Here is a 25045-nt window from a genome sequence, read left to right on the forward strand (position 1 = left end):
TCCGTGTAACAATCCTATCCAACCACATAATTAGGATTATACCCTAAATAAGAAACTTCTTTTTCTATAAACTTTATTCCGTAATTTTCTAATTCTTTTAAAATTGGTTCATAGACTTCTTTTGTAATTGGTAGTTGCACTCCGGGTGTTTTAATTTCTCCTTTTAGAATTTTTAAAGCAGTAATTGCAACTGGTAAACCTACCGTTTTTGACATGGCTGTATAGGTTTGGTTTTCTCCAATTACGGTTAAACTACTTTCTATTTGATGTTTTTCTCCATTCAATTCATAACCGAAAAGATGTTGCATTACAATCATGTCTTTATCGGCTTCTTGCAAAGTCCAAGAGTCTTCTAGTATTGTTTGAAGCATTTGAGCCGGAGTCGCATTTTTAAGTCCAATTTTTTTATTCGGATTAAAAATATCAAGTTCAATTAGCTTTTCCCACATAACATCATCTTGATCTATTTTTAAGTAAGAACGTAATTTTAACTCTACAGAATCTGAAGGTGAATAGGCTAAAAATAAGTTGACAAAATCTCGGTAACTCATGTTTTCAGAATCTTCTATAGTGTAAGAATCGTCTGTCATACCTAACTGTACAAATATATTCCAAGCTCTAGAAAAACCTACTCTTCTAATAGTTCCTCGGTACATGGTTGGTATATCATCTAAGCCATAAACACTTCTGTATTTTAGTGAATCTCTATTGGCGTATGCCTCAAAATTACTGTCATTGATTTTTAAAAATTCGGTTCTTCTAAATAATTTGTGATACGGAATGTATTTATAAGTACTTTCTTGAATAAACATTGCAGCACCTCCTTGTCCTGCTAATACCACATTTCTTGGGTTCCATGTAAATTTGTATTTCCATAAATTATTGTCGCTTTCTGGTGCTACTAATCCTCCGCAAAAAGATTCGAATAACAACATCTTAGCACCTTTATTTCTAATTTTATCAAGTATTTGCATGGCACTCATGTGATCGATTCCTGGGTCTAACCCAATTTCATTCATCAGGATTAAACCTTTTTCTTTAGCTTGTTTATCTAATACTTTCATTTCATCAGAAACATAAGAAGCTGTTACCATGTGTTTGCTAAAGAGAATGCAATCTTTAGCTACTTCAATATGAAACCTTGCGGGTAACATGGAGATTACAATGTCTATTTTTTTAATGATTCTTTCACGCTGCTCGGTATTGAAAACATCTAGAATGACGCTTTTTGCGTTTTTATGATTGTTGATAAGCTTGTCTGCGTTTATAGTAGAAATATCACCAATTGTTATTTTTAAGTTTTCTTCATCAGATTTTTCTAACAAATACTTTATTAGAAAAGAACTTGATTTTCCTGCGCCAATAATTAGAATATTTTTCATCAATATATCTTATTTTTGTAGTCTTACGAAGATAGTAATTTTGTTTAAAATTTAACAATAACCATTAAAAATGTTTAAAAATTTAATTATTACGTGTGTTTTAGGGATGTTAGGCATTGTTCTAGGTGCTTTTGGAGCACATGCTTTAAAAGAAGTTTTAACTGCTACAGAGTTGTTGAGTTTTGAAACTGCGGTCCGTTATCAAATGTATCACGTAATTGTATTGTTATTTATCAATATTTATGACGGATTTACTACTTTACAAAAAAACAGGATTAGCTATCTTTTTTTCTTGGGGATTTTACTTTTTTCTGGTTCTATTTATGCGATTCATCTAACATCAATTACAGCAAAATCTATTTGGTTTGTTACGCCTTTAGGAGGATTAACATTGATAAGTGGTTGGTTTTTAATGATTATGATATTCTTAAAGAAATACCGTAATAGTAAATAAATTGATAATTTTAATGTAAGATATGTTACTGTTTGGAATTAAAGTGTAATTTTGTCAGTAATTAATCTATAAATAATTAAATATATTGATATGGTAGATACAGGTACGAAATCGATTTCGTTAAATAGTCTAGGAATCAAAAACGCAACAGTTCGTTATCAGTTAACTTCAGACGAGCTACATAGTGAAACTTTAAAAAAAGGACAAGGAAAAGTGTCTTCTTTAGGTGCTATTTCGGTTAATACAGGAGAATTTACAGGTCGTTCACCAAAAGATCGCTTTATTGTAAAAGATGAAGTAACTAAAGATGAGGTTTGGTGGAGTGATGTGAATATTCCTTTTGAGTCGGGTAAATTTGATGCACTATATACTAAAGTTGTTGATTATTTATCAGGTAAGGAAATTTTTGTAAGAGATAGTTATGCTTGTGCCGATGAAAAATATAAATTAAATATTAGAGTCGTAAATGAACAACCTTGGAGCAATATGTTTGCTTACAATATGTTTTTGCGTCCAACAGAAAAGGAACTAGAAACTTTTTCTCCAGAATGGACTATTATAAATGCGCCTGGTTTTATGGCAGACGCAGAGGTAGATGGAACGAGACAACACAATTTTGCTATTTTAAACTTCAGTAAAAAAATAGCTTTAATAGGAGGAACGGGTTATACAGGTGAAATTAAAAAAGGAATCTTTTCTGCTTTAAACTTTATTCTGCCGGTTTTTAAAAATACGTTACCAATGCATTGTTCTGCAAATGTTGGTAAAGAAGGTGATACTGCTATTTTTTTCGGATTATCAGGAACCGGAAAAACAACCTTATCTACAGATCCAGATAGGAGTCTAATTGGTGATGATGAACATGGTTGGACGGCAGAAAATTCGGTGTTTAATTTTGAAGGTGGTTGTTACGCAAAAGTGATTAATTTATCAGCAGAACAAGAACCAGAAATTTTTTCAGCTATTAAAAAAGGTGCAATTTTAGAAAACGTAGTTATGGATGATAAAGGAGTTGTCGATTTTGGAGATACTTCTATTACCCAAAATACAAGAGTTAGTTATCCAATTCACCATATAGAGAATATACAAGTACCATCCATAGGAAAAAATCCGAAGAATATTTTCTTTTTAACTGCGGATGCATTTGGCGTTTTACCTCCAATTTCTAAATTAACACCTAATCAGGCTGCGTATCATTTTATTTCTGGTTATACAGCAAAAGTAGCAGGTACAGAAGCAGGAGTTACGGAGCCAACACCAAGTTTTTCTGCTTGTTTTGGTGCGCCTTTTATGCCATTACATCCAACTAGATACGCTGAAATGCTAAGTAAGAAAATGAAAGATGCTGATGTAAATGTTTGGTTGATCAATACAGGTTGGTCTGGTGGACAATATGGAGTAGGTAGAAGAATGCCCTTAAAATATACAAGAGCAATGATTACGGCTGTTTTAAATGGCGATTTAGGAAGTTATAAATATGAAGATTATCATATACATTCTGTTTTCGGAGTTGCACAACCAAGATCATGTCCTGGAGTGCCTACAGAATTATTGAGTCCGAGGTCTACTTGGAATAATGATGAAGCTTATTATAAGACGGCATTTAAACTCTCTAATGCATTCAGAAATAACTTTACGCAGTTTGAAGAGGTTGCAAGTGAAGATATACGTAGAGGTGGACCTCAGCGATATGCTTTTTAGTAGTTTTGTTTTTTTTAGTAAAGCACCTCAATTTGAGGTGCTTTTTTGTTTGAGCTAAGATTTAAATTTATAGAGTTAATAACGAGGTTGTTAATACTGTATCTTTGTGTAAGTGAAACACACTAAATTATATATTAATCAAAAAAAATAAAATTATGAGCAATAGTAGCAATACAGTAGTAGGATTATTAGCAGGAACAGTAATAGGAGCAACCTTAGGTATTTTATTTGCACCAGATAAAGGAGCAAAAACTAGACAAAGAATTTCTGATGAAGCCTTAGCAGCAAAAGATAAGATAGTAGATACGGCAAGTGATTTAACGGAAAAAGTATCATCTTCAGTAGCAGGTCAAAAAGAAAGTTTAGACACGCAATTAGAAAATGTAGTATCTAACGTTAGTCATAAAGCAGAAGATGTAATTTCAACTTTAGAGAAAAAATTGAAAGAGTTGAAAGAACAAAATAAAAAATTACAAAAATCTGCCTAATCGATGAGCATATTCGACAATATAAAAAATTCCGCAGATAAAGGAACTGAAGCAAGTAAAGAATATGTCTCCAAAACTATAGAGTATTCAAAGTTAAAGGCATTTCAAGTAACAGCTTTAACCCTAAGTATGATTGTTAAACTTTTTGTAATAGGAAGTTTATCTGTCTTAGGGTTTATATTTTTGGCAATCTCTAGTGCCATTGCTTTGGGAGAACTTCTCGAAAACGCGGCTTTAGGATATTTATTTGTGGGATTATTTTTCTTTGTTATTTCTATAATTATTTATCTTTCGAGAAAATCTTTTGAGAAAAAAGTAATATCTAAAGTATCTAGAATATTTTATGACTAATCATTAATGCCTAAAAAAACGAAAATGAAAATATATCAAAGTTTCGAAGAAATAAATACTGATTTAAGGCAGTTATCATTAGAAAAACAAATTGCTTTAGAAGAACTTAAATTGGTGAAAAGTGATTTTGAAGAAAGTATAAAACCTATGACCCTAATAAGTAACGTTGTTACTGCATTGGGTAAGTTCGGGACCTTAATGTTTATAAAGAAAATATTTAAATAGTAGTTGATTTATAAAGGAGTTACACAACGGATAATAATTTTTTCTTAAATCCGTTTGGAGTAATTCCATACTTTTCTCTAAAAATTTTAGAAAAGTAACTTCTACTACTAAATCCAATACTATAAACAATTTGAGATATATTTAAATCTGTATTCTTTAAAAGGTCTCTTGAAGATTCTAGGCGAATATGTCTTATATATTCTGTAACAGTTCTGTTGTATAAAAACTTAAAACCATCTTGAAGTTTTGCTTGTGTTAAACCAGAAGTTAAAGAAAGATCTTCTAATGTATAGTTTTTAGCAGGATTTTTTACAATTGTTTTACCTAGTTTACGAACAATTTTTAACTCATCCTTGGCAATGGACTTAGGTAAAGGGACACCTTCTAGAAGTCTATTGTGTTGTTGTATGTGTAAAGATAATATTTCATAAACTCTGGCTTCAATTTTAAGAATACGCAACATTCCTTTCCCTTTTACATTTTTTATTTGGGCAATTATATCGGCCATTTTTAAATTAAGCGTACCGTAATTTATAAATCTATGATCATGATCTGTGTCTACGAAAACTTCATATAATTTTTCATTTAATGTAGAAACGTTTGTAGTTCTTTTTTTTAAAAATTTCTTTCTGACAATTTCTATAAGATTAATTTCTACTTTTTCATTCTTAGGTAAATGGATATAATTATAACCATCTGTTTTATTTGTAAAAATTAAGGATTGAAATTGTTCTATTTTGCTTTCTTTATTATCAATACCAAATCGATGTTTAAAAGAACCAAATGAAGGGTACATAAATCGAAGAGGATTAAATTCAGAAACTGCTTGAATTTTAAAAATAAACTCTTTGTGCAGTTTTATATCAAAATCTAACAAGTTTACACCCCAATCAAAAGGTATAAATTTAATTGTTCCAATAGCGTTCTCATTATTAATTGTGAGTATATTTTCGCTCCAGTTACTTGTAACAGAACCTCCTATTTTTATGGCAATTTGCTCTAGTAAATCTTTGTCACTATCAGCAATTATTTCAATCTCAATCATTGTAGCAAAGTATTTTAAAGGAACAATTATTTAATGTTCAGTACAAAAAATAAAAATAGTTTAAATTTTAATAACAAAGTTGACTTTTTTATCAATATTTCAAGTTTTTTTATTCTCGTTAAATTTTCAATGGTAATTTTTAGTAAAGAAGAAAAAATTAAATGAGTTAAGATTTAGAGTATATGCAATCACAATCAAAGTTTAATTGAAATATATTTGTATAACAGTTAGTTAGTTAGTTAGTTAGTTAGTTGAAAAAAAAATAGATAGATGTACATCGTTTGGCATCATTAAATTAAACAAACGTTCATTTAAAATATTAAAATTATGTTACGTTGGACAATCACTTTTATAATAATCGCATTAATAGCAGGTGTTTTAGGATTTGGAGGAATTGCTGGAACTGCAGCAGGAATCGCTAAAATTATTTTTGTAATCTTCATTATTCTTTTCTTAATATCTTTAATTACAGGAAGAAAAAAAGTATAATTATTATTTTTAATCCCAATTAAATATGGGCATATAATACTTGTTAAAAGTAAAAAGCATCCATTTTCGAAAATTTCGAATGGATGCTTTTTTTTATGATTTGATGTGTAAATTCTTAATTATTATTGAATCGTAACCTCTTTTTCGTTTTTTACAATATTTACAGATGCTACTTTTCCTGCCTCTTTTGCTTTCTTTCCAATTTTAGTTTCTTCTTTTATAATTTCTTGAGTATTCGTTTCATCAATAGTTATAGAAGTTATTGTGCTAGATAAATCTGTAGAAGTTTGAGTAGTTTCTATTTTTACTTCTTTTATACTCTTATTATAATCAGAAAGATCTGCACTATTTAAAGCAATACTAGGAGCAATAACTAAAGCTACAACAGACATTAGTTTTAATAGTATGTTTAAAGAAGGTCCAGAAGTATCTTTAAAAGGATCTCCAACAGTATCTCCTACAACCGCTGCTTTGTGAGCATCTGTTCCTTTTTTACCTTGTTCTTCAATTGTTTTTTTAGCGTTATCCCAAGCACCACCAGCATTAGATTGAAAGATTGCCATTAAAACACCACAAGTTGTAACGCCTGCTAATAAACCACCTAGCATTTCTGCACCACCAATAAAACCAACAGCTACAGGAACAACTATTGCTAATAAGCCTGGTAATACCATTTCTCTAATGGATGCTTTTGTAGATATATCAATACATTTTCCATAATCTGCTACACCATCTGCAGCATCAAAAATAGCTCTATCTTCTTTAGATGCTTTTGTCATATCAGAATCGTATTTACGCATCACTTCTAAAGCTGCTTTTAATTTTGGAATATCTCTAAACTGACGACGAACCTCTTCAATCATAGCCATTGCTGCTCTACCCACTGCATTCATAGATAAAGCTGAAAATACAAAAGGTAACATTCCTCCAACAAGTAAACCTGCCATAATTTGAGGTTGAGAAACATCAATAGCAATAACATTGGCTGTTTTCATAAAGGCAGCAAATAAAGCCAAAGCAGTTAAGGCTGCAGAAGCAATTGCAAACCCTTTACCAACCGCAGCAGTTGTGTTACCAACCGCATCTAATTTATCTGTGCGCTCTCTTACTTCATGTGGTAATTCTGCCATTTCAGCAATACCACCTGCATTATCACAAATTGGTCCGTATGCATCTACAGCTAATTGAATTCCTGTATTGGCTAACATACCTACTGCTGCAATAGCAATACCATATAAACCTGCATAATAGTGAGATACTATAATTGCAGCAGCAATTAAAAGAATAGGGATCATGGTAGACATCATTCCCACACCTAAACCAGCAATAATGTTTGTTGCTGCTCCAGTTTCCGATTGTGCTACAATAGACATTACAGGTTTTTTACCTGTAGCAGTATAATATTCTGTTATTTTACCCACACCTAAACCAGCTACTAAACCAGCTATTGTTGCTTTAAAAACACCCATTGCTCCAAATGGTAAACCTTCTATAGATTCAGGAATTAAAGCTGTTATTATAAAGTAAGAAGCTACAACCATTAAACCAGCAGAACCAAATTCTCCAATATTTAAAGCTGTTTGTGGATTTCCACCATCTCTTACTTTTACAAAAAATGTACCTAATATAGACATCAAAATACCTACAGCCCCAAGAACTAATGGTAAATAAACTGCTCCTAGACCATCAAAATTAGGTGTTAAAATAAAAGCACCTAATACCATTGTACCAATAATAGAACCAACATAAGATTCAAATAAATCGGCTCCCATACCAGCAACATCACCTACATTATCACCTACATTATCTGCAATAGTTGCAGGGTTTAAAGGATGATCTTCTGGAATACCAGCTTCTACCTTACCAACTAAATCTGCACCAACATCTGCTGCTTTTGTATATATACCACCACCAACACGTGCAAATAATGCAATTGAAGATGCACCTAATGAAAAACCAGATAATACGTTTAATACTAATGTTAAGTTCTCTGCTCCAGGCCACATTGTTTGGTAAAACATAAATAAGCTACTAAGTCCTAAGATACCTAAACCTACAACTCCTAAGCCCATTACTGCACCTCCCGCAAAAGCTACTTCTAATGCTCTACCTAATGAAGTTTTTGCTGCTTGTGTTGTTCTAACATTTGCTTTTGTTGCTACTTTCATTCCAATAAAACCTGCCAAAGCAGAACAAATTGCTCCAATAATAAAAGAGACAGCAACCATTCCGTTAGAACCTACTTCTGTATTTCCTTTAAAGAAAAGTAAGATGGCTACAGCAATTACAAAAATTGCTAAAACTTTATATTCAGCTTTTAAGAATGCCATTGCTCCATCTGCAATGTTTTTTGCTATTCGAGACATTTTTTCGTCACCAACTGCTTGTTTGGATACCCAACCACTTTTTAGAAAAACGAAGATTAATGCTACCACACCAAATAGTGGTAAAAAATTTACTATTATTTCCATGTTATTTAGTTAATTTAATTCATATTTTTTTTAATTATGTTAAAAATAGTTAAATTAAATTAATAAAAAAAGTATACATAAATTAAAGATTCTATATTTAATTACGGTTTATTTTATATTATTTATACTATGACATATGTCAGATTTATGAATAATTCCAATTGAATTTTAATATTATTATGTTTGTTTTGATAATTATAATCGATATAAGAGGTTTAAATTGAAAACAAAAAAAAACACCTTAAAATTTAAGGTGTTTTATACTTCTGTAATTTGTTATCTACTTATATAGTAAATGTTCTTTTTTTCTTGTGTTCGCTATCATCATAACGTTTAACACATTCATCATAAATTTTAATTGCAGCTGCTGCGTCTCCCCATCCACCTGTATCAACTTTTTTCTTTTCTAAGTCTTTATAAACTTGAAAGAAGTGTTCAATTTCTTTTAATCTGTGAGGATTTAAATCTGCGATATCTTCTTTATTACTCCAAATAGGATCAGAAACAGGAACACAAATTATTTTTTCATCAGGACCTTTTTCGTCAGTCATGTAGAAAACTCCAATTGGTCTAACTTCCATAACAACCATTGGGTAGGTTGGTTGGTGTCCTAAAACTAATACATCTAATGGATCTGCATCTAATGCTAAAGTTTCTGGAATAAACCCGTAATCACCAGGGTACATCATAGATGAAAAAAGCATTCTATCGAATCTGATTTTGTGTAATGTAAAATCATATTCGTATTTATTTCTACTTCCTTTAGGTATTTCTATAAGTACGTCAAAAGTTACTTGTCTTTTTGGTTCTTTACTCATTGCTTTCGGTTCTTTCATTTTTTGGTTTTACACAAAAATAGTTATAAATTAAATTTTATTTTAGTTTTGAGGGCATAAATTTACGCAAAGGATTTCGATTTGGTTCTTAAAATGCTTCAATTTCTTGTTTTAAAAATTAAATATCAATCCTGCTGTCACTCCAAATTTTCTTGCTTCTGAATTATCAAAGTAGTTTCCTCTAAAGTTAAAATCTACTCGTAATACCTTAAAAATATTAGCAACACCAACACTGTATTCATAATACGGATCTTGAGAAGGAGCAGTTAAGGGGATCTCAAAACTATTGCCGGTTGTGTTCAGTGCAACATTTTTGTCAGAGATATCTCCTAAAAAGGTTTTAAAACCTATTACAGTTCTTAATTTTGTCTTTTTTAACAACGGAATTCTAGAAAAAATTCTACCATTAAAATTATGCTCTAAATGAAAAGAAGCATATTTATCTGTTACAAATTCGTAGAAATTTAATAGGTTAAAGGTATTGTTAAACATAAAATAAGTTTGATTTCCTGGAGCAACACTTAATAAGCCTAAAGGGACTTCTCCGAAAGTTTGTCCCATTTCTAAGGAAGTTTTTAACCTTCCTAGACCGCCAATTTCCCATAATTTAAATACAGAAAGCTGTACTTTAGTATAATCAAAATCACTACCAAAAATATCTTTAGTTCCTCTTGTTATTTGGGTAAAGTATTTTGTGTAGTTTGTATTTGCAGGCTCTCGCTGTACTCCAAAACCAGACATTTTTCGTTTAGGATAATAGCCCATAGAAAATACGGTTTCTAATTGCCTTATATTAGAAGATATGCCACCTGAAGCGTTAACATCATTATAATCTAAACTAAAACTATCTGAAGCTGAACTTAATGTTTTATAATTTGCAGAAAGCTTTAATATTAAATTTGGTGCTGGTTCTATTTCTCCTGTTAGCGTAGTAATATTAACGTTTGTTAGTTTATCATTTGTACCAGTGCTTATTAATGATGAAGAACCATCGCTTCTACCTAAAACATCTGTATTTGCAGTTAAAGTAGCTCCAATTTGTTCTATATCATTTTTCTTTCCACCCGTAATTATAAATCTATTTTTTTTGTTTAGAAGCCATTTTGCTTGAAATCCATATTTTAAATTTTCATCTTTTAAGCCATAAGCAGTATAGGCTTCTAGTCTAAATAAGTCATTAGAAGATTTATAAGTTCTTGCCCCAACTCTTACTCGTAATCCTTCTACATCATTATAACCAAAAGTAGAAAAAATAGGGCCATAATCTATGTTTAAGGATTCAATTTCAAAGTATCCAGAATACGAAGTCTGAACAGCTTTGTTTATATTCTTAAACTTTTTAACCGTTTTTAAGGTATCTATTAATTTGTAAATACCTTTTTCATTTTTGTTGAGTTCTTCTAATCTATTATTGTCCCAAAACTCTCTAGATTTACTATATATGGAATCGGTGTTTGGCGTAAAAACTTTTTTATCATAAAAGTGTTCATCCTTTAGTGGTTTATTGAAAACATAATCTTTATATATGGTTGTTTTTTTACCATAGATTCCTCTTGATTTATCTTTTTTACTAAGTGCAAAATCAGATAATAAATAGTCTCTTTTTAAAACAAAAATAGAATCGTTTAACAATTCAAACTCTTGCTCTATATACACATCTTTAACCCAGTTTATATTCGCATTTTTTACTACTTGTAAATTAATTTCTTTAACAGCAAATGTGGAATCATTTACCCAAAAATTACCTTTAAAAGTAAGTTCGTTTTGTCTTCTAGGATAGTAAATAATATTATAACACCATTTTTTACCTATAAAAGAACTGTCTGCTAAAACATAATTATAGTTGTTGATTCCTGTTTTAGACAATGGACTTACAAAGCTTTTATCGAAGATTTTTAAATAATTATCATAAATATCATATTCAGCATATAGGTCATCTACATAATCGATAAGTTGTTGGTCTTTGCTAAAACCAGAGTTTTGGTTTGCAATTAAAACTTCTTTTTCTTTATTTAAAGTATTGTCTCCATATACGTGCGTAAGGTTTTCATTTAAAAAAACAGGTAAAAAAGTTTTTCCGGTTATGCTAGAGGTGTCTACATCTTTAAAAACAAATTCTAATCCTTTAAATATTTTTTTCTCTTTTAATTTTTCATCAATAGTATTTAAATCAAATTCTACCTTTTGGTATTTTTTATAGGTATATTGATTAAAGTGACTTAAACCATTTTTACGTTTTTGAGCCCAAATTTTTCTAAGAATGTCTATTGCAGGATTGTTCTTTTTGGGTTGTTTTCCTGTTGCTATTATAATTTCATCTAAAGCATCTGTTTCTTCTTCAAGTATAATTTTTAAGTTATAGCTAATTCGGTTTTCTAAAGGTACTATTAGTGTTTTATAGCCAATGAAAGATATTTCTATTTCTTTCCAAGTTTCCTTAGATTCAAAATAAAAACCACCATTTTCATCACTCGTAGTTCCTTCTATAGAGCCCTTAAATTGTATACTACAATAAGGAAGAGGTGTGTTGTCTGCGTCTGTTATAATTCCCTTTACTTTTGTTTGAGCTAATAAAGAGATAGAAAATAATAGAGTATAAATTAAAGCGAGTTTTATTTTCATTAGTAAGAATAATTCTTGTTGTTTTTTGTGAATTAGATAACGTAATCGTCAATTAATTATTTCCTAGTCGGTGTGTTATTTACGTCCTTACTAAAAAAAAGATATTTTGATTGAGGTCGTATTTAAAAGTAGAAAATACGTGAGTTTTAGATAGTGTAGAAGTGTTGTTTTTTTGAATTAATCCAAATAAAAAAAAGACTAATAAAATATATATTTATTAGCCTTTTTTAAGAATTTATTGAAGTTCTTTTTATTTTTTATACATCACTTCTTTTACCGCTTTTATAACATCGTTATAATTTGGTATCCATTTCTCAAATAAAACAGGAGAATAAGGAGCAGGAGTATCTGCAGTAGTAATTCTTTTAATAGGAGCATCTAAATAATCAAACGCTTCATCTTGTATTCTATAAGTTATTTCTGTAGAAATACTAGCAAATGGCCAAGATTCTTCTAAAATAACTAATCTATTTGTCTTTTTTACTGATGTTAAAATAGCAGCATGATCCATTGGACGTACTGTTCTTAAATCAATAATTTCACAAGAAATATTTTCTTTTGCTAATTCGTCAGCAGCTTTATAAGCTTCTTTAATAATTTTTCCAAAAGAAACGATTGTTACATCTGTTCCTGCTCTTTTAATGTCTGCAACTCCAATAGGGATAATGTATTCTCCTTCTGGGATTTCCATTTTATCACCATACATTTGTTCAGACTCCATAAAAATAACCGGATCGTCATCTCTAATAGCTGCTTTTAATAAACCCTTTGCATCATAAGGATTAGAAGGTACTATAACCTTTAAACCAGGTGTATTTGCAAACCAGTTTTCAAATGCTTGTGAGTGTGTTGCTCCTAATTGACCAGCAGAACCTGTTGGACCTCTAAAAACAATTGGACAATTGAATTGTCCACCAGACATTTGTCTAATTTTGGCAGCGTTATTTATAATTTGATCAATTCCAACTAAAGAGAAGTTAAAAGTCATATATTCTACAATTGGTCTAAGACCATTCATTGCAGAACCAACAGCAACACCGGCAAAACCAAGTTCTGCAATAGGTGTATCTATAACACGTTTAGCACCAAACTCATCTAACATACCTTTAGATGCTTTGTATGCACCATTATATTCGGCTACTTCTTCACCCATTAAGTAAATGCTTTCATCTCTGCGCATTTCTTCACTCATGGCTTCACATATAGCCTCTCTGAATTGAACTGTTTTCATCTAGTATTAATTGTAATTAGTAATTTCTATTGCAAAAGTAATCATTTATGAGAATAAAATTAGTCAAAAATAAATAAATAATAATATGAATTAATTTCATTTATCAATATTTATTTTTTAATTAAAAATACTAAGACTTTTTGTGTAATCAAAACCTTTTATATTAGATAAATCTAAAAGGGTATGAGGATACATTAATAATAGTTTAAAAGGGACTAAGATTATTTTTTCTAGTTCGGTAAAATTAAAAGCACGAGGTCCTATAGTTAAAAAGAGTACTAGTTTTATAAAAGTCAAAGATCTTACTTGCATTGCTAAAATTGGTATGGTGTTTTTTCCGAAAAAGGATTAGAATTTAAAAATGGGTAAAACTTTATAAAAGTTACACCAAAAGAGAACTCCTACAAGTGCATTTATAATAAATAAAAACTCATTTCCATATTTAAATCTATACATGTCTACTTCTTGCAGAAGGAATAAAGAAAAAATTAAATGAAGTATACCTAAAATAAAAAGAGATATTTTCTCTCCTTTCCAATTATTAAAAAACAAATAGTTTTTAGTGTAGTAACCAAAGGTGTAAAAAATTAAAGAAACGTCTAAACTCCAAAAGAGCTTTATGTTTGTGAATCTAGGAATTAAAAAACCCATAAATACACTAATAATTATGATTAGGAATTTAACTTTTTTGTTTTGGATGATTTTTTTTATCAACCAAAAAATAAGAAAAGTTAAAAAAATGGAGGGTAAAAACCACATTGGAATTCCCCAATTCATATATTCTACGTCTCCTTGAGCATAAAAAACACTCATAAAATTTTTAACTGGAGAAAGTTCTAAAGCTGCTGATTCTCCATATTTTCTGCCTAAAAATAACCAAAAGAGAAAAAACATAAAACTCCATAGAAAATATGGGATTAAAAGTTGTTGAACCCTTTTTTTAACGATCTCGAAATAAGATTTCTTAGGATGAAAAACGCTCGCAATTAAAAAAAAAATAAAGGCATATGAAAACTATAAATATAATTCTCGATTAAAGGGAAATTATGTCCGATAACAACTAGAATGATACCAAAACCTTTAATTTGGTCAATCCAATTTATTCTTTTTTGATTTGAAACTAGAGCGCTGATATTTTTTTTGAAATTTTATTTTACTATTAATTTTGTTTTAACTGTAAAGAGCATACTTTTTTTACATTTTATTAAATAAATGTATCTTCTTAATGAGAAAAAGTTAAATAATTTAAAAAAATACTATGCATGCATAGTATTTTTTTAAAAAATTACGTATTTTCGTTGCAGATAAAAAGTATAAAAATAGAATTTTATGAAAATATTGGTTTGTATTAGTCATGTTCCAGATACCACATCTAAGATTAATTTTACAGAAAACGATACAAAATTTGATACAAATGGTGTACAGTTTGTTATTAACCCTTACGATGAATTTTGTTTAACAAGAGCCATGTGGTTTAAAGAAAAACAAGGTGCTTCTGTTACAATTGTAAATGTTGGTGGTCCAGAAACAGAACCTACATTACGTAAAGCTTTAGCAATTGGAGCCGATAATGCAATACGTGTAAATGTAAACCCAACAGACGGATTTCAAGTAGCAAAAGAATTAGCCGCAGTAGTTAAAAATGGCGAATATGATTTAGTATTGGCAGGAAAAGAATCTGCAGACTATAATGGTCAAATGGTTCCTGGAATGTTAGCTACTTTAACCGATTTTAACTTTATAAATGGTTGTGTTGGTATAGAAGTAGACGGTACTTCTGTTACTGCAACTAGAGAAATAGATGGAGGAAATGAAACCTTATCAACAAGCTTGCCTTTAGTAATTGGTGGACAAAAAGGAGTGGTTGAAGAAAAAGATTTACGCATACCAAACATGCGTGGAATTATGATGGCACGTAAAAAACCATTAGAAGTGGTAGAGCCAGTTAGTAATGAAGCATCAACAAGTATTCAATCTTTTGAAAAACTACCAGCAAAAGGAGCTGTAAAATTAGTAGATGCAGATAATGTAGATGAGTTAATTAGCTTATTGCATAACGAAGCAAAAGTAATATAAAGAGGTGTAATTGGTGAATTGTTGAATCGTGTAATTGTTATAACGATTACCCAACAATTACACAGTTAAATAATTACACATTTTACACAATTTAAAAAAATAAATATATGTCTGTTTTAGTTTTTGCCGATTCATCGGAAGGAAAATTTAAGAAAACTGCTTTAGAAGTAGTTTCATATGGAAAAAAAGTTGCAGAACAATTAGGTACTAATGTTGTTGCAATCACAATAAATGCAAGCGATTCATCAGAATTATATACGTACGGAGCAGAGAAAGTAGTTTCAGTTTCTAATGATGCTTTACAAACTTTTAATGCAAAACAATATGCAGCTGTAATTACAGAAGTTGCAAAAGCACAAAGTGCAACTGTTGTAGTTGTAGATTCTAGTACAGATGGTTTGTATCTAGCGCCAATTGTTGCAGTAAACTTAGAAGCAGGTTGCGTTTCTAACGTAGTAGATGTACCATCAAGTAAGAGTCCGTTTACGGTAAAAAGAAAAACATTTTCTAACAAAGCATTTTCAAATACTGTAATTTCTACAGAGCATAAAGTTATAGGAGTTGCCAAAAATTCTTATGGCGTTCATGAAAATGAAGTTGCAGGAAGCACAGAAACTTTTGAAGCTACAATAGTAGAATCAGGAGTTAAATCAGAAAAAATAGAAAGAGTTACTGGTAAAGTAACTATTGCAGATGCAGAAATTGTTGTCTCTGCAGGTAGAGGATTAAAAGGACCAGAAAACTGGGGCATGGTAGAAGAGTTGGCAGAAGTTTTAGGAGCTGCAACCGCATGTTCTAAACCAGTTTCAGATTTAGGATGGCGTCCACATGCAGAACATGTAGGGCAAACAGGTAAGCCAGTTGCATCTAATTTATATATTGCCATTGGTATTTCTGGAGCAATCCAACATTTAGCAGGTATCAACGCGTCAAAAGTAAAGGTAGTTATAAACACAGACCCAGAAGCGCCGTTTTTTAAAGCAGCAGATTATGGTATTGTTGGTGATGCTTTTGAAGTTGTACCAAAATTAATCGAAAAATTAAAAGCTTTTAAAGCATCTTAATTATTAAAAAGTTAATGAAAGCATTGCTTGGGAGTTTCTTTTAAAATAGGAATCTAATTAAAGAATTTATTCTTTTTGGGCGTGCCAAAATTATTTAAAATGTATTATTAGAAACTTATCAGAAGTAAAATTTTGATAAGTTTTTTTTATAAACATTTACCAGAACCAAATAATTTTGTCAGGCTTTCCGCACTCGCTTTTTTATTTTTAAAAGAAAAATAAAAAGAGCTCAAACAACTGCTACAATCTTTCACGCAAGAGTAAATATCACTTTTTTAAGAAATATCAGCTTTAAGCTATTATTTTTATTAAATTGTGCCCTCTAAAAAGTTTGTGAAAATGACCTCAAAAAAAAATACAAATATTTTTAGTTTTACGTAAATAAATTTATGAGTTTAATACAATTAACTATAAAGGGTATTTCTTACAGTCAAACTCAGAGTGGTGCTTATGCATTGGTTTTGAGTGAGATGGAAGGAACGAGAACTTTACCTATTATTATTGGAGCCTTCGAAGCACAATCTATTGCCATAGCTTTAGAGACAGAAATTAAACCTCCAAGACCACTTACACATGATCTCTTTAAAACATTTTCAGACCGCTTTTCTGTCACAGTAAAAGAGGTAATTATCCATAAATTAGTAGATGGTGTATTTTTTTCTAGCTTAGTTTGCGAAAAAGACGGTGTAGAAGAAATAATAGACGCAAGAACTTCAGACGCAATTGCCATAGCAGTTCGTTTTCAAGCACCAATATATACTTATGAAAATATTTTAGAAAAAGCAGGTATTTTTTTAAAAATAGAAGAAGAATTTGGTATCGAAGATACTTCAGAATCAGACGAAATTTCGTTAGAATTAGAAGACTTAGTTGTTCAAAAAGAAGAACCTTTTTCAGATGTATCTTTAAAAGATCTTCACGATCAATTAAATAATGCAGTTTCCGATGAAAACTATGAGTTGGCTGCAAAAATTAGAGACGAAATAAGTAAACGCTCTTAATATTATACGTACACATTATGAAAAAAATATTTATTGCTGTTTTCTGTTTGTTGTCAATTTCTGTTTTCTCTCAAAGTACAGAAACTGTTTCTGCTATTACAGAAATTGTACCTAGTCAAGGTTTTTCCTTTCAGAGTTTATGGAGAGGTGTTTTAGGTATGTGTTCTTTAATTATAATAGCTTTCTTGTTTAGTGCAAACAAAAAAGCAATTGATTGGAAAAAAGTAGGTATTGGTTTATTCTTACAATTAATAATTGCTATTGGAGTTTTAAAAGTAGAATTTATTCAATCTATTTTCGAATTTGTTGGAGGGATTTTTATAGAAATATTAGCTTATACAAAAGCAGGAAGTGAGTTTTTATTTGCTGGTATTGTAGGCGATATGAATAAGTTTGGTTACATATTTGCTTTTCAGGTATTGCCAACAATTATATTCTTTTCTGCCTTAACATCTCTATTATTCTATTTAGGAATCATTCAAAAAGTAGTAAAAGTTTTAGCTATTGTTTTATCTAAGTTTTTAGGTATTTCTGGTATGGAAAGTCTTTCTGTAGCGGGTAATATCTTCTTAGGACAAACAGAAGCACCACTTTTAATAAAAGCTTATTTAGAGAAAATGAATAAGTCGGAAATGCTATTGGTAATGATTGGTGGTATGGCAACTGTTGCAGGTGCTGTGTTGGCTGCTTACATTGGTTTTTTAGGTGGTGGAGATAAAGAGTTAGAATTGGTGTTTGCTAAACATTTATTAGCAGCTTCTGTAATGGCGGCTCCGGGTGCTATTGTAATCTCAAAAATATTATATCCACAAACAGAAGAAGTAAATTCTGACGTTTCTGTTTCTCAAGAAAAAATAGGTGCTAATATATTAGACGCTATTGCTAATGGAACCACAGAAGGGCTTCGTTTAGCAGTAAATGTAGGAGCAATGCTTCTAGTTTTTGTAGCTATCATTGCGATGTTAAATGGTATTTTAGGAGCTGTTGCATCTTTTGATGGTTTTACAATTGAATATCTAAGTCTAGAATGGAGAATTACTTCTCTAAACGATATTATAGCACAAAACACTCTTTATGATGGTCTTTCTTTAGAGTTTATTTTAGGATATATATTTGCTCCTTTAATGTGGCTTATTGGTGTTGCTCAGGAAGATATGGCGTTAATGGGGCAGTTATTAGGTATTAAATTAGCCGCAAGTGAGTTTGTTGGTTATATACAATTGGCAGATTTAAAAAATGCAACAAGCGCTACACATTTAACTTTTAACAAGTCTATAATTATGGCGACTTATATGTTATGTGGTTTTGCTAACTTTGCTTCTATAGGAATACAAATAGGAGGTATTGGTTCTTTAGCTCCTGGGCAACGTAAAGTATTGTCAGAGTTTGGAATGAAAGCTTTAATAGGAGGTACTATTGCATCTTTAATGTCTGCAACAATTGCAGGTATGATTATAGGATAGTGGCGAATCGCCACAGATAATCATAAAATGTTATCTTCAATCCGTTAATAACTTTTATACAATATTTAAAAAGCATCAAGAAAAATTATTGATGCTTTTTCTATTTTTACAGAAGTTTATTATTGACGTTTACACAAATAAACAATTAAACGCTTACACATTATAATGAAACAATATCACGACTTAGTAAAACACGTTTTAGAAAACGGAAACGAAAAAGGAGATAGAACAGGTACTGGAACAAAAAGTGTCTTTGGATACCAAATGCGTTTTGATTTAAGTGAAGGTTTTCCAATGGTTACTACTAAGAAACTACATTTAAAATCTATTATTTATGAATTGCTTTGGTTTATAAAAGGCGATACAAATATTAAATATTTACAAGAAAACGGCGTAAGAATCTGGAATGATTGGGCTGATGAAAATGGAGATTTAGGTCCTGTTTACGGACATCAATGGCGTAATTGGAATAGTGATGAGGTAGATCAGTTAAAAGATGTTATAACGTCTATAAAGACCAATCCAAACTCAAGAAGAATGTTGGTTTCTGCTTGGAATCCTTCTGTATTACCAGATACTTCTGTGTCTTTTTCAGAAAATGTAGCCAATGGCAAAGCAGCGTTACCTCCTTGCCATGCTTTTTTTCAATTTTATGTAGCAGATGGTAAGTTATCTTGTCAGCTATATCAAAGAAGTGCAGACATCTTTTTAGGAGTACCTTTTAATATTGCATCTTATGCATTATTTACAATGATGATTGCACAAGTTTGTGGTTATGAGGCAGGCGAGTTTATTCATACTTTTGGAGATGCTCATATCTATAATAATCATAAAGAACAATTTGAAGTTCAGTTGGCTAGAGATATTAGACCTTTACCAAAAATGAAAATAAACCCAACAATAAAAAATATTGAAGATTTTACTTTCAAAGATTTTGAGCTGTTAGATTATAATCCTCACCCACATATTAAAGGAAAAGTTGCAGTTTAGAAATTAAACTTACTTGATCATAAAACAGAAAAGAGCTTTCAAAATTAATTGGAAGCTCTTTTTTTTTATATCAATAACGTTTTTATTATAAATTTAATACGCTGTTTTCTGTTCCTGCAAAGTCGTTCCAAGCAAGTCCATCTGCTTCTTGTTCGTTTGTATATGTACCATCTATTAAGTATTTAAACTCATAAGATTTTCCCGATTCTAAATCTAAAGTACCTTTAAAAGAACCATTTTTCAATTTCTTTAAAGGAGCCGATTTTTCATTCCACTCATTAAAGCATCCTACTACCACTACTTTTTTAGCTTCCTCAGCAGGCACAGTAAAAGTTACTTTACAAACTGGTTTGCTTTTCAAAAATTGTTTTTTAATTGCCATAATTATTCTATTCAAAAATTTTAAGTAAAAATATGTAACTACTTGGTTATAAACATCATTATTTAGTAAGAAAATAAAAGAATTATCAGTTATGTAAAATGGCTATATAAATTATTAATAATTCAAAATTAAAGGGAATTAAAATTATTGTTTATATAAAATAAAGCATGTTTGTTTCTGCTTGATTTTCAGTGTTTTCAGTTCGAAAACGTATTCGTAAGTATGCTATATTGATTTAAAGTGCCCTTAAAACGTCAAATCTTGGTAGAAATATTCTAATTTTGTTAAAATTTTAGGATTCTATGATTACAGTTATAGCAGCAATTGCAAAAAATAATGCTTTAGGAAAGGATAATGATTTAATTTGGCATTTACCGGCAGATTTAAAACGGTTTAAAAAGGTTACAACCGGACATCACATTTTAATGGGTAGAAATACTTTTGAGTCTATAGGTAAACCTTTACCTAATAGAACAACTATTATAATTACCCGAAATAAAAATTATTTTAAAGAAGGGTGTTTAATAGCCAATAGTATTGAAGAAGCCATAGAAATGGTAGAAAATAAAGATGATATTTTTATAATTGGTGGTGCACAAATTTATAAAGAATGCATAGAGAAAGACTTGGTAGATAGGTTAGATATTACTCAGGTGCATCATGAATTTGAAGCAGATGTTTTTTTTCCGGAGATAGATTTAAAAATTTGGAAAGAAACAGCAAGAGAAGATTTTTTAGCAGACGAAAAAAATAAATTTGATTTTAGTTTTGTAAGATACTCAAAGAAAACTATCTAATTCTACTAGAAAAACCTCCCCCTAAATTCATTTTATACTTTTGTTGAGCAAATAAAAAGTAATTAAATAATTTGTAGTTTACGTCGTAACCGTAATCTGTAGTAGATTGGTAGTCAACGATATTTTCATAGATATTAGCGTTGAATTGTATAGGGTTTCTAGCTCTATTATTCCATTCTAAAACCCAAGTTTTATTTCTAGCCTCTAGGTAGTTTTGAGAATAATAACCTTCTGGTTTCGCTACGGAAGCTAAAAATGCATTAAAACCAGGGTCTATAATAATTACTTCATACTCTAAACTATCATTGGCAATAATAACAGGTTTTTCTTCTGTAGTTGTATTTTTTTTTATTGGTGATGAACCACAAGCGTACACAAATAATCCAAAAGAAAAAAGGATAAGAAGTTGTTTTAATAGTTTCATAATCAATTGTTTTATTTATAGTAAAGTTCCGAAAAATATTCTAAAATAGATTGGTTTTTAATTGATTTAACATTAATTTTCAACCTTAATAAAAAGGAATGAGACAAAGATGCTTTTGGGTAACAGACAGTGACTTGTATAAAAAATATCATGATGAAGAGTGGGGAACACCCGTCTATGATGATCGTATTTTATTTGAATTTCTAATCTTAGAAACTTTTCAAGCGGGTTTAAGTTGGATTACAATTTTAAATAAAAGAGAAAATTTTAGACTTGCTTTTGATCAATTCGATTATAAAAAAATAGCAACCTACTCTGAAAGTAAATATGAATCTTTGCTAAAAGATTCAGGTATTATTAGAAATAAACTAAAAATTAAAAGTGCCATTACAAATGCGCAATTATTTATAGAAATTCAACAAGAATTTGGTTCTTTTTCTAAATTTATTTGGTCTTACGTTAATAACAAGTCAATTATTAATAAGTTCGATAAAAGAGAGGAAGTTCCGGCAACAACAGCACTATCAGATAAAATTTCTAAAGACTTAAAAAAGAGAGGTTTTAAATTTGTAGGATCTACTGTAGTGTATGCGTATATGCAAGCTATTGGTATGGTAAATGACCACACCACAGATTGTTTTAAATATTTAAAAGAATGAATGTATTTGAAATACCTAAAGATGATTTAAAAAAAATCATTTCTACTTTTAACAGAGAAATTGGTCGCTTTATTTTTTTTGTTTTCGTCTTGTTTTTTGATAGTATTTATTTTGCAGAAAACGTAACAAGCTCGCAGCTATTAATTAATATCTTAATGCTAGCTGGTTTTTTTAAAATGTACTTTAGATCTACTCCAAGAGTAAAAGAACTAATGATTTATGCTGTAATTTTAGGTTTTGCAGGAGAATATCTTTTTTCTAGAGCATTAAGTATGTATACTTATAGGTTAGAGAATGTACCGTTTTATGTACCTATTGGTCATGCCGCTTTGTATGGTAGAATTTTAATGTTTAGTAAGGCATCAGTTGTAAAAAAATACAATAAAGCTATAGAGCAATTTTTTGCAATTGTAATTGCCATTTTTGCAACCACATATCTTGTTTTCTTTTCAGATGTTTTTGGTTTTGTAATGACAATAGGTGTTTTTCTATTACTTTGGAAAAGGCCTAAGGATAGGTTGTTTTTCTATGCGATGTATATTTTAGTAGCAATTCTAGAAATTGGTGGTACTGCGTTTGGATGCTGGAGATGGCCAAGTATTGGGTTTGAGGTTTTTGAGTTTTTACCAAGTAATAATCCCCCAAGTGGTATTAGTTTATTTTACTTTTTATTAGATATTGGTTGCTTTGTAATTTATACTCAAAGACATAATATAACTTGGAGTAGACTTAAAAATATACGAAGTATACGCGCTTAAAATTTGTACCTTTATACATCAATTATAAATTTAATAAAATGAATATAAAACAGATGATTTTTGGTTGTTCAGTTGCCTTATTATTGGCTTCTTGTACTTCGGAACCAAAAAAAGAAACCGAAAAAGAAAGTGAAAAAGTAGCTACTGAATTTAACCATTTTGTAGAGCAATTTGGAGATATTAAAGTATTGCGTTATAAAATTCCAGGATTTGAAGAACTTACTTTAAAAGAAAAAGAACTTGTTTACTACTTAACCCAAGCAGGTTTGTCTGGTAGAGATATTATGTGGGATCAAAACTATCGCTATAATTTAAGTATTAGAAAAGCGTTAGAAAATATCAACCAAAATTATACGGGAGATAGAGAAAATGATAATTTTAAATCGTTTAAAACCTTCTTAAAAAGAGTTTGGTTTTCTAATGGAATTCATCATCATTATTCTAATGATAAATTAAAACCAGCATTTACAAAAGAATATTTTACAGAGGATTTATTAAAAAACTCAAACACAGAATTGTCATCAGAAATAATTGAAATTTTGTTTAATGATGCTGATAATAAAAAAGTAAATAAGAAATCTGGAGTTGACAATATCTTGTCATCAGCAATTAATTTTTATGGACCAGATATTACAGACAAAGATGTTGCTGAATTCTATAAAACAGCTTATAAAGGATCTAAAGAGCAACCAATTGAGGCGGGGTTAAATTCTAAACTAGTAAGAGAAAATGGTAAGTTAGTAGAAAAAGTTTGGAAATCTGGAGGCATGTATGGTGCTGCATTAGACAATGTTATTGGTTGGTTAGAAAAAGCAAAAGGAGTTGCAGAAAACGATAAACAAGCGCATACGTTAGAGTTATTAATAGAATATTACAAAACAGGAAGTTTAGATGTTTGGGATCAGTATTGTGTTGCTTGGTCAACTTCAACAGAAGGAAATATCGATTGGATAAATGGTTTTATAGAAGTATATAACGATCCAAAAGGATATAGAGGTTCTTATGAAACTATTGTTCAGATTAAGGATTTTGACATGTCTCGTAAAATGAAAGTTTTATCTGATAATGCGCAGTGGTTTGAAGATAATGCTCCTTTAGCTCCTTCTCATAAAAAAGAAAATGTAGTTGGGGTTTCTTATAAAACGGTAAATGTTGCTGGTGAGGCTGGAGATGCATCTCCAAGTACGCCAATTGGTGTAAACTTACCGAATAACAACTGGATTCGTGAACAACATGGTTCTAAATCTGTTTCTTTAGGAAACATTATTGGAGCGTATAACAATGTAGGCGGAACTGATCGTTTAAAAGAATTTGCTAATGATGAAGAGGAAGTTCGTTTGGAAGAAAAATACGGTCAGATTGCAGATAAACTACATACTTCTTTACATGAAGTTGTTGGGCATGCCTCTGGTGTTATTAATGAAGGAATAGGGCAACCAAAAGAAACACTTCAAAATTATGCTTCTACAATGGAAGAAGGACGTGCAGATTTAGTTGGTTTGTATTACTTAATGGATGTTAAATTGCAAGAATTAGGGTTGACAGATAATTACAAGGAGTTAGGGATGGCTGCTTATGATGGATATATTAGAAATGGATTAATGACACAATTGGTGAGAATTAATTTAGGAGATGATATTGAAGAAGACCATATGGTAAACAGGCAATGGGTTTCAGCTTGGGCTTTTGAGCAAGGTAAAAAGGACAATGTAATAGAGAAAGTTGTAAGAGATGGTAAAACGTACTTCAATATAAATGATTACGATAAGTTAAGAGAAATATTTGGAAGTTTATTAAAAGAGGCACAACGTATAAAATCTGAAGGTGATTTTGAAGCTGCTAAAGCTTTGGTAGAACGCTATGGTGTTAAAGTGGATCAACAATTACATGCAGAAGTTTTAAAAAGAAACGAGCAATTTAAATCTGCACCTTATAATGGTTTTGTAAACCCTGTTTTGGTTCCGGATGTAGATGAAAGTGGAAAGGTTGTAGATGTACAAGTTACACACCCTAAGGATTTTGAAGAGCAAATGTTATTTTACTCTAAAAATTACAACTTCTTAGAAACGGAAAATTAAAATTAATTATTCCTGATAAGGAATATCTTTAAAATTAATTTATGTAAAAACCGACTCT

General features: G+C 30.3%; 25 protein-coding genes. 15 read left to right on the forward strand and 10 right to left on the reverse strand.

Annotated elements, in window-relative coordinates; genetic code table 11:
- Window positions 1–14 precede the first annotated feature (14 nt).
- Window positions 15–1382 carry a saccharopine dehydrogenase family protein gene (locus H0I27_RS03760; protein ID WP_218732569.1) on the reverse strand — a complete coding sequence of 456 codons (1368 nt, stop codon included), beginning with the start codon at window positions 1380–1382 and terminating at the stop codon, window positions 15–17.
- Between the two features lie 70 nt (window positions 1383–1452).
- Here H0I27_RS03760 and H0I27_RS03765 point away from each other — a divergent pair, with 70 nt between their 5' ends.
- The 5 genes from H0I27_RS03765 (at window position 1453) to H0I27_RS03785 (ending at window position 4601) form a co-directional block, all read left to right on the forward strand.
- Window positions 1453–1836 (forward strand): DUF423 domain-containing protein, encoded by a 384-nt coding sequence (locus H0I27_RS03765; protein ID WP_218732570.1) that lies wholly within the window; start codon window positions 1453–1455, stop codon window positions 1834–1836.
- 90 nt (window positions 1837–1926) lie between these two features.
- The gene (pckA, locus tag H0I27_RS03770) at window positions 1927–3537 is read left to right on the forward strand and encodes a phosphoenolpyruvate carboxykinase (ATP) (protein ID WP_218732571.1); all 1611 of its coding nucleotides are present in this window, start codon (window positions 1927–1929) and stop codon (window positions 3535–3537) included.
- A gap of 155 nt (window positions 3538–3692) precedes the next feature.
- Window positions 3693–4025: a YtxH domain-containing protein gene (locus tag H0I27_RS03775; protein WP_218732572.1), complete on the forward strand. Its 333-nt coding sequence runs from the start codon at window positions 3693–3695 to the stop codon at window positions 4023–4025.
- 3 nt (window positions 4026–4028) lie between these two features.
- Window positions 4029–4376 carry a hypothetical protein gene (locus H0I27_RS03780; protein ID WP_218732573.1) on the forward strand — a complete coding sequence of 116 codons (348 nt, stop codon included), beginning with the start codon at window positions 4029–4031 and terminating at the stop codon, window positions 4374–4376.
- 24 nt (window positions 4377–4400) lie between these two features.
- Window positions 4401–4601, forward strand: a complete 201-nt coding sequence (locus tag H0I27_RS03785; RefSeq protein ID WP_218732574.1) for a DUF6327 family protein — start codon at window positions 4401–4403, stop codon at window positions 4599–4601.
- Window positions 4602–4620: 19 nt separating this feature from the next.
- Here H0I27_RS03785 and H0I27_RS03790 read toward each other — a convergent pair whose 3' ends face one another.
- A complete protein-coding gene (locus tag H0I27_RS03790; protein WP_218732575.1) occupies window positions 4621–5646 on the reverse strand; it encodes an AraC family transcriptional regulator in 1026 nt (341 codons plus the stop codon).
- 327 nt (window positions 5647–5973) lie between these two features.
- Here H0I27_RS03790 and H0I27_RS03795 point away from each other — a divergent pair, with 327 nt between their 5' ends.
- Window positions 5974–6135, forward strand: coding sequence for a DUF1328 domain-containing protein (locus H0I27_RS03795; RefSeq protein ID WP_165732137.1), 162 nt, complete (start codon window positions 5974–5976; stop codon window positions 6133–6135).
- Window positions 6136–6257: 122 nt separating this feature from the next.
- Here H0I27_RS03795 and H0I27_RS03800 read toward each other — a convergent pair whose 3' ends face one another.
- The 6 genes from H0I27_RS03800 to H0I27_RS17745 form a co-directional block, all read right to left on the reverse strand.
- Window positions 6258–8606: a sodium-translocating pyrophosphatase gene (locus H0I27_RS03800; RefSeq protein WP_218732576.1), complete on the reverse strand. Its 2349-nt coding sequence runs from the start codon at window positions 8604–8606 to the stop codon at window positions 6258–6260.
- A 284-nt stretch (window positions 8607–8890) separates the two neighbouring features.
- Complete coding sequence (locus H0I27_RS03805) at window positions 8891–9424, reverse strand: inorganic diphosphatase (protein ID WP_068448985.1); 534 nt, start codon at window positions 9422–9424, stop codon at window positions 8891–8893.
- A 129-nt stretch (window positions 9425–9553) separates the two neighbouring features.
- Window positions 9554–12064, reverse strand: a complete 2511-nt coding sequence (locus H0I27_RS03810) for a DUF5686 family protein (protein ID WP_218732577.1) — start codon at window positions 12062–12064, stop codon at window positions 9554–9556.
- A 250-nt stretch (window positions 12065–12314) separates the two neighbouring features.
- On the reverse strand, window positions 12315–13295 hold the full coding sequence (locus H0I27_RS03815) for a pyruvate dehydrogenase complex E1 component subunit beta (RefSeq protein WP_218732578.1): 981 nt from the start codon (window positions 13293–13295) through the stop codon (window positions 12315–12317).
- A 348-nt stretch (window positions 13296–13643) separates the two neighbouring features.
- Complete coding sequence (locus tag H0I27_RS17740) at window positions 13644–14294, reverse strand: acyltransferase family protein (RefSeq protein WP_218733769.1); 651 nt, start codon at window positions 14292–14294, stop codon at window positions 13644–13646.
- Window positions 14282–14428, reverse strand: coding sequence for an acyltransferase family protein (locus H0I27_RS17745; protein ID WP_368384475.1), 147 nt, complete (start codon window positions 14426–14428; stop codon window positions 14282–14284). Before H0I27_RS17745 ends, H0I27_RS17740 begins: the two co-directional genes overlap by 13 nt.
- Window positions 14429–14624: 196 nt before the next feature.
- Here H0I27_RS17745 and H0I27_RS03825 point away from each other — a divergent pair, with 196 nt between their 5' ends.
- The 5 genes from H0I27_RS03825 to H0I27_RS03845 all read left to right on the forward strand — a co-directional run bounded on the left by H0I27_RS03825 (window position 14625) and on the right by H0I27_RS03845 (window position 19889).
- Window positions 14625–15371 (forward strand): electron transfer flavoprotein subunit beta/FixA family protein, encoded by a 747-nt coding sequence (locus H0I27_RS03825; RefSeq protein WP_218732579.1) that lies wholly within the window; start codon window positions 14625–14627, stop codon window positions 15369–15371.
- Between the two features lie 107 nt (window positions 15372–15478).
- Window positions 15479–16435, forward strand: coding sequence for an electron transfer flavoprotein subunit alpha/FixB family protein (locus H0I27_RS03830; protein WP_218732580.1), 957 nt, complete (start codon window positions 15479–15481; stop codon window positions 16433–16435).
- 389 nt (window positions 16436–16824) lie between these two features.
- Entirely contained in the window at window positions 16825–17436 is a 612-nt protein-coding gene (locus H0I27_RS03835; protein ID WP_218732581.1) for a bifunctional nuclease family protein, read from the forward strand.
- A gap of 17 nt (window positions 17437–17453) precedes the next feature.
- Entirely contained in the window at window positions 17454–18899 is a 1446-nt protein-coding gene (locus H0I27_RS03840; RefSeq protein WP_218732582.1) for a NupC/NupG family nucleoside CNT transporter, read from the forward strand.
- 165 nt (window positions 18900–19064) lie between these two features.
- Window positions 19065–19889 (forward strand): thymidylate synthase, encoded by an 825-nt coding sequence (locus tag H0I27_RS03845; RefSeq protein WP_218732583.1) that lies wholly within the window; start codon window positions 19065–19067, stop codon window positions 19887–19889.
- An 85-nt stretch (window positions 19890–19974) separates the two neighbouring features.
- On the opposite strand, the gene H0I27_RS03850 is transcribed toward H0I27_RS03845, so the two are convergent.
- Window positions 19975–20271, reverse strand: coding sequence for an isoamylase early set domain-containing protein (locus H0I27_RS03850; protein WP_218733771.1), 297 nt, complete (start codon window positions 20269–20271; stop codon window positions 19975–19977).
- A 302-nt stretch (window positions 20272–20573) separates the two neighbouring features.
- Between H0I27_RS03850 and H0I27_RS03855 the strand changes: the two genes are divergently transcribed.
- Window positions 20574–21068, forward strand: a complete 495-nt coding sequence (locus H0I27_RS03855) for a dihydrofolate reductase (protein ID WP_218732584.1) — start codon at window positions 20574–20576, stop codon at window positions 21066–21068.
- Here H0I27_RS03855 and H0I27_RS03860 read toward each other — a convergent pair.
- Complete coding sequence (locus tag H0I27_RS03860; RefSeq protein WP_218732585.1) at window positions 21061–21492, reverse strand: DUF6146 family protein; 432 nt, start codon at window positions 21490–21492, stop codon at window positions 21061–21063. The two genes, H0I27_RS03855 and H0I27_RS03860, sit on opposite strands and share 8 nt — an antisense overlap.
- A gap of 98 nt (window positions 21493–21590) precedes the next feature.
- On the opposite strand from H0I27_RS03860, the gene H0I27_RS03865 reads away from it, so the two are divergent.
- Genes H0I27_RS03865 through H0I27_RS03875 form a run of 3 tightly spaced genes read left to right on the forward strand, consistent with a single transcriptional unit; the run spans window position 21591 to window position 24987 of the window.
- Entirely contained in the window at window positions 21591–22151 is a 561-nt protein-coding gene (locus H0I27_RS03865; protein ID WP_218732586.1) for a DNA-3-methyladenine glycosylase I, read from the forward strand.
- The gene (locus H0I27_RS03870; protein ID WP_218732587.1) at window positions 22148–22909 is read left to right on the forward strand and encodes a hypothetical protein; all 762 of its coding nucleotides are present in this window, start codon (window positions 22148–22150) and stop codon (window positions 22907–22909) included. Before H0I27_RS03865 ends, H0I27_RS03870 begins: the two co-directional genes overlap by 4 nt.
- A 38-nt stretch (window positions 22910–22947) precedes the next feature.
- On the forward strand, window positions 22948–24987 hold the full coding sequence (locus H0I27_RS03875; RefSeq protein WP_218732588.1) for a dipeptidyl peptidase 3: 2040 nt from the start codon (window positions 22948–22950) through the stop codon (window positions 24985–24987).
- The last annotated feature ends 58 nt before the right edge of the window (window positions 24988–25045 follow it).

Source organism: Polaribacter sp. HaHaR_3_91, assembly GCF_019278525.1.
GTDB lineage: Bacteria > Bacteroidota > Bacteroidia > Flavobacteriales > Flavobacteriaceae > Polaribacter.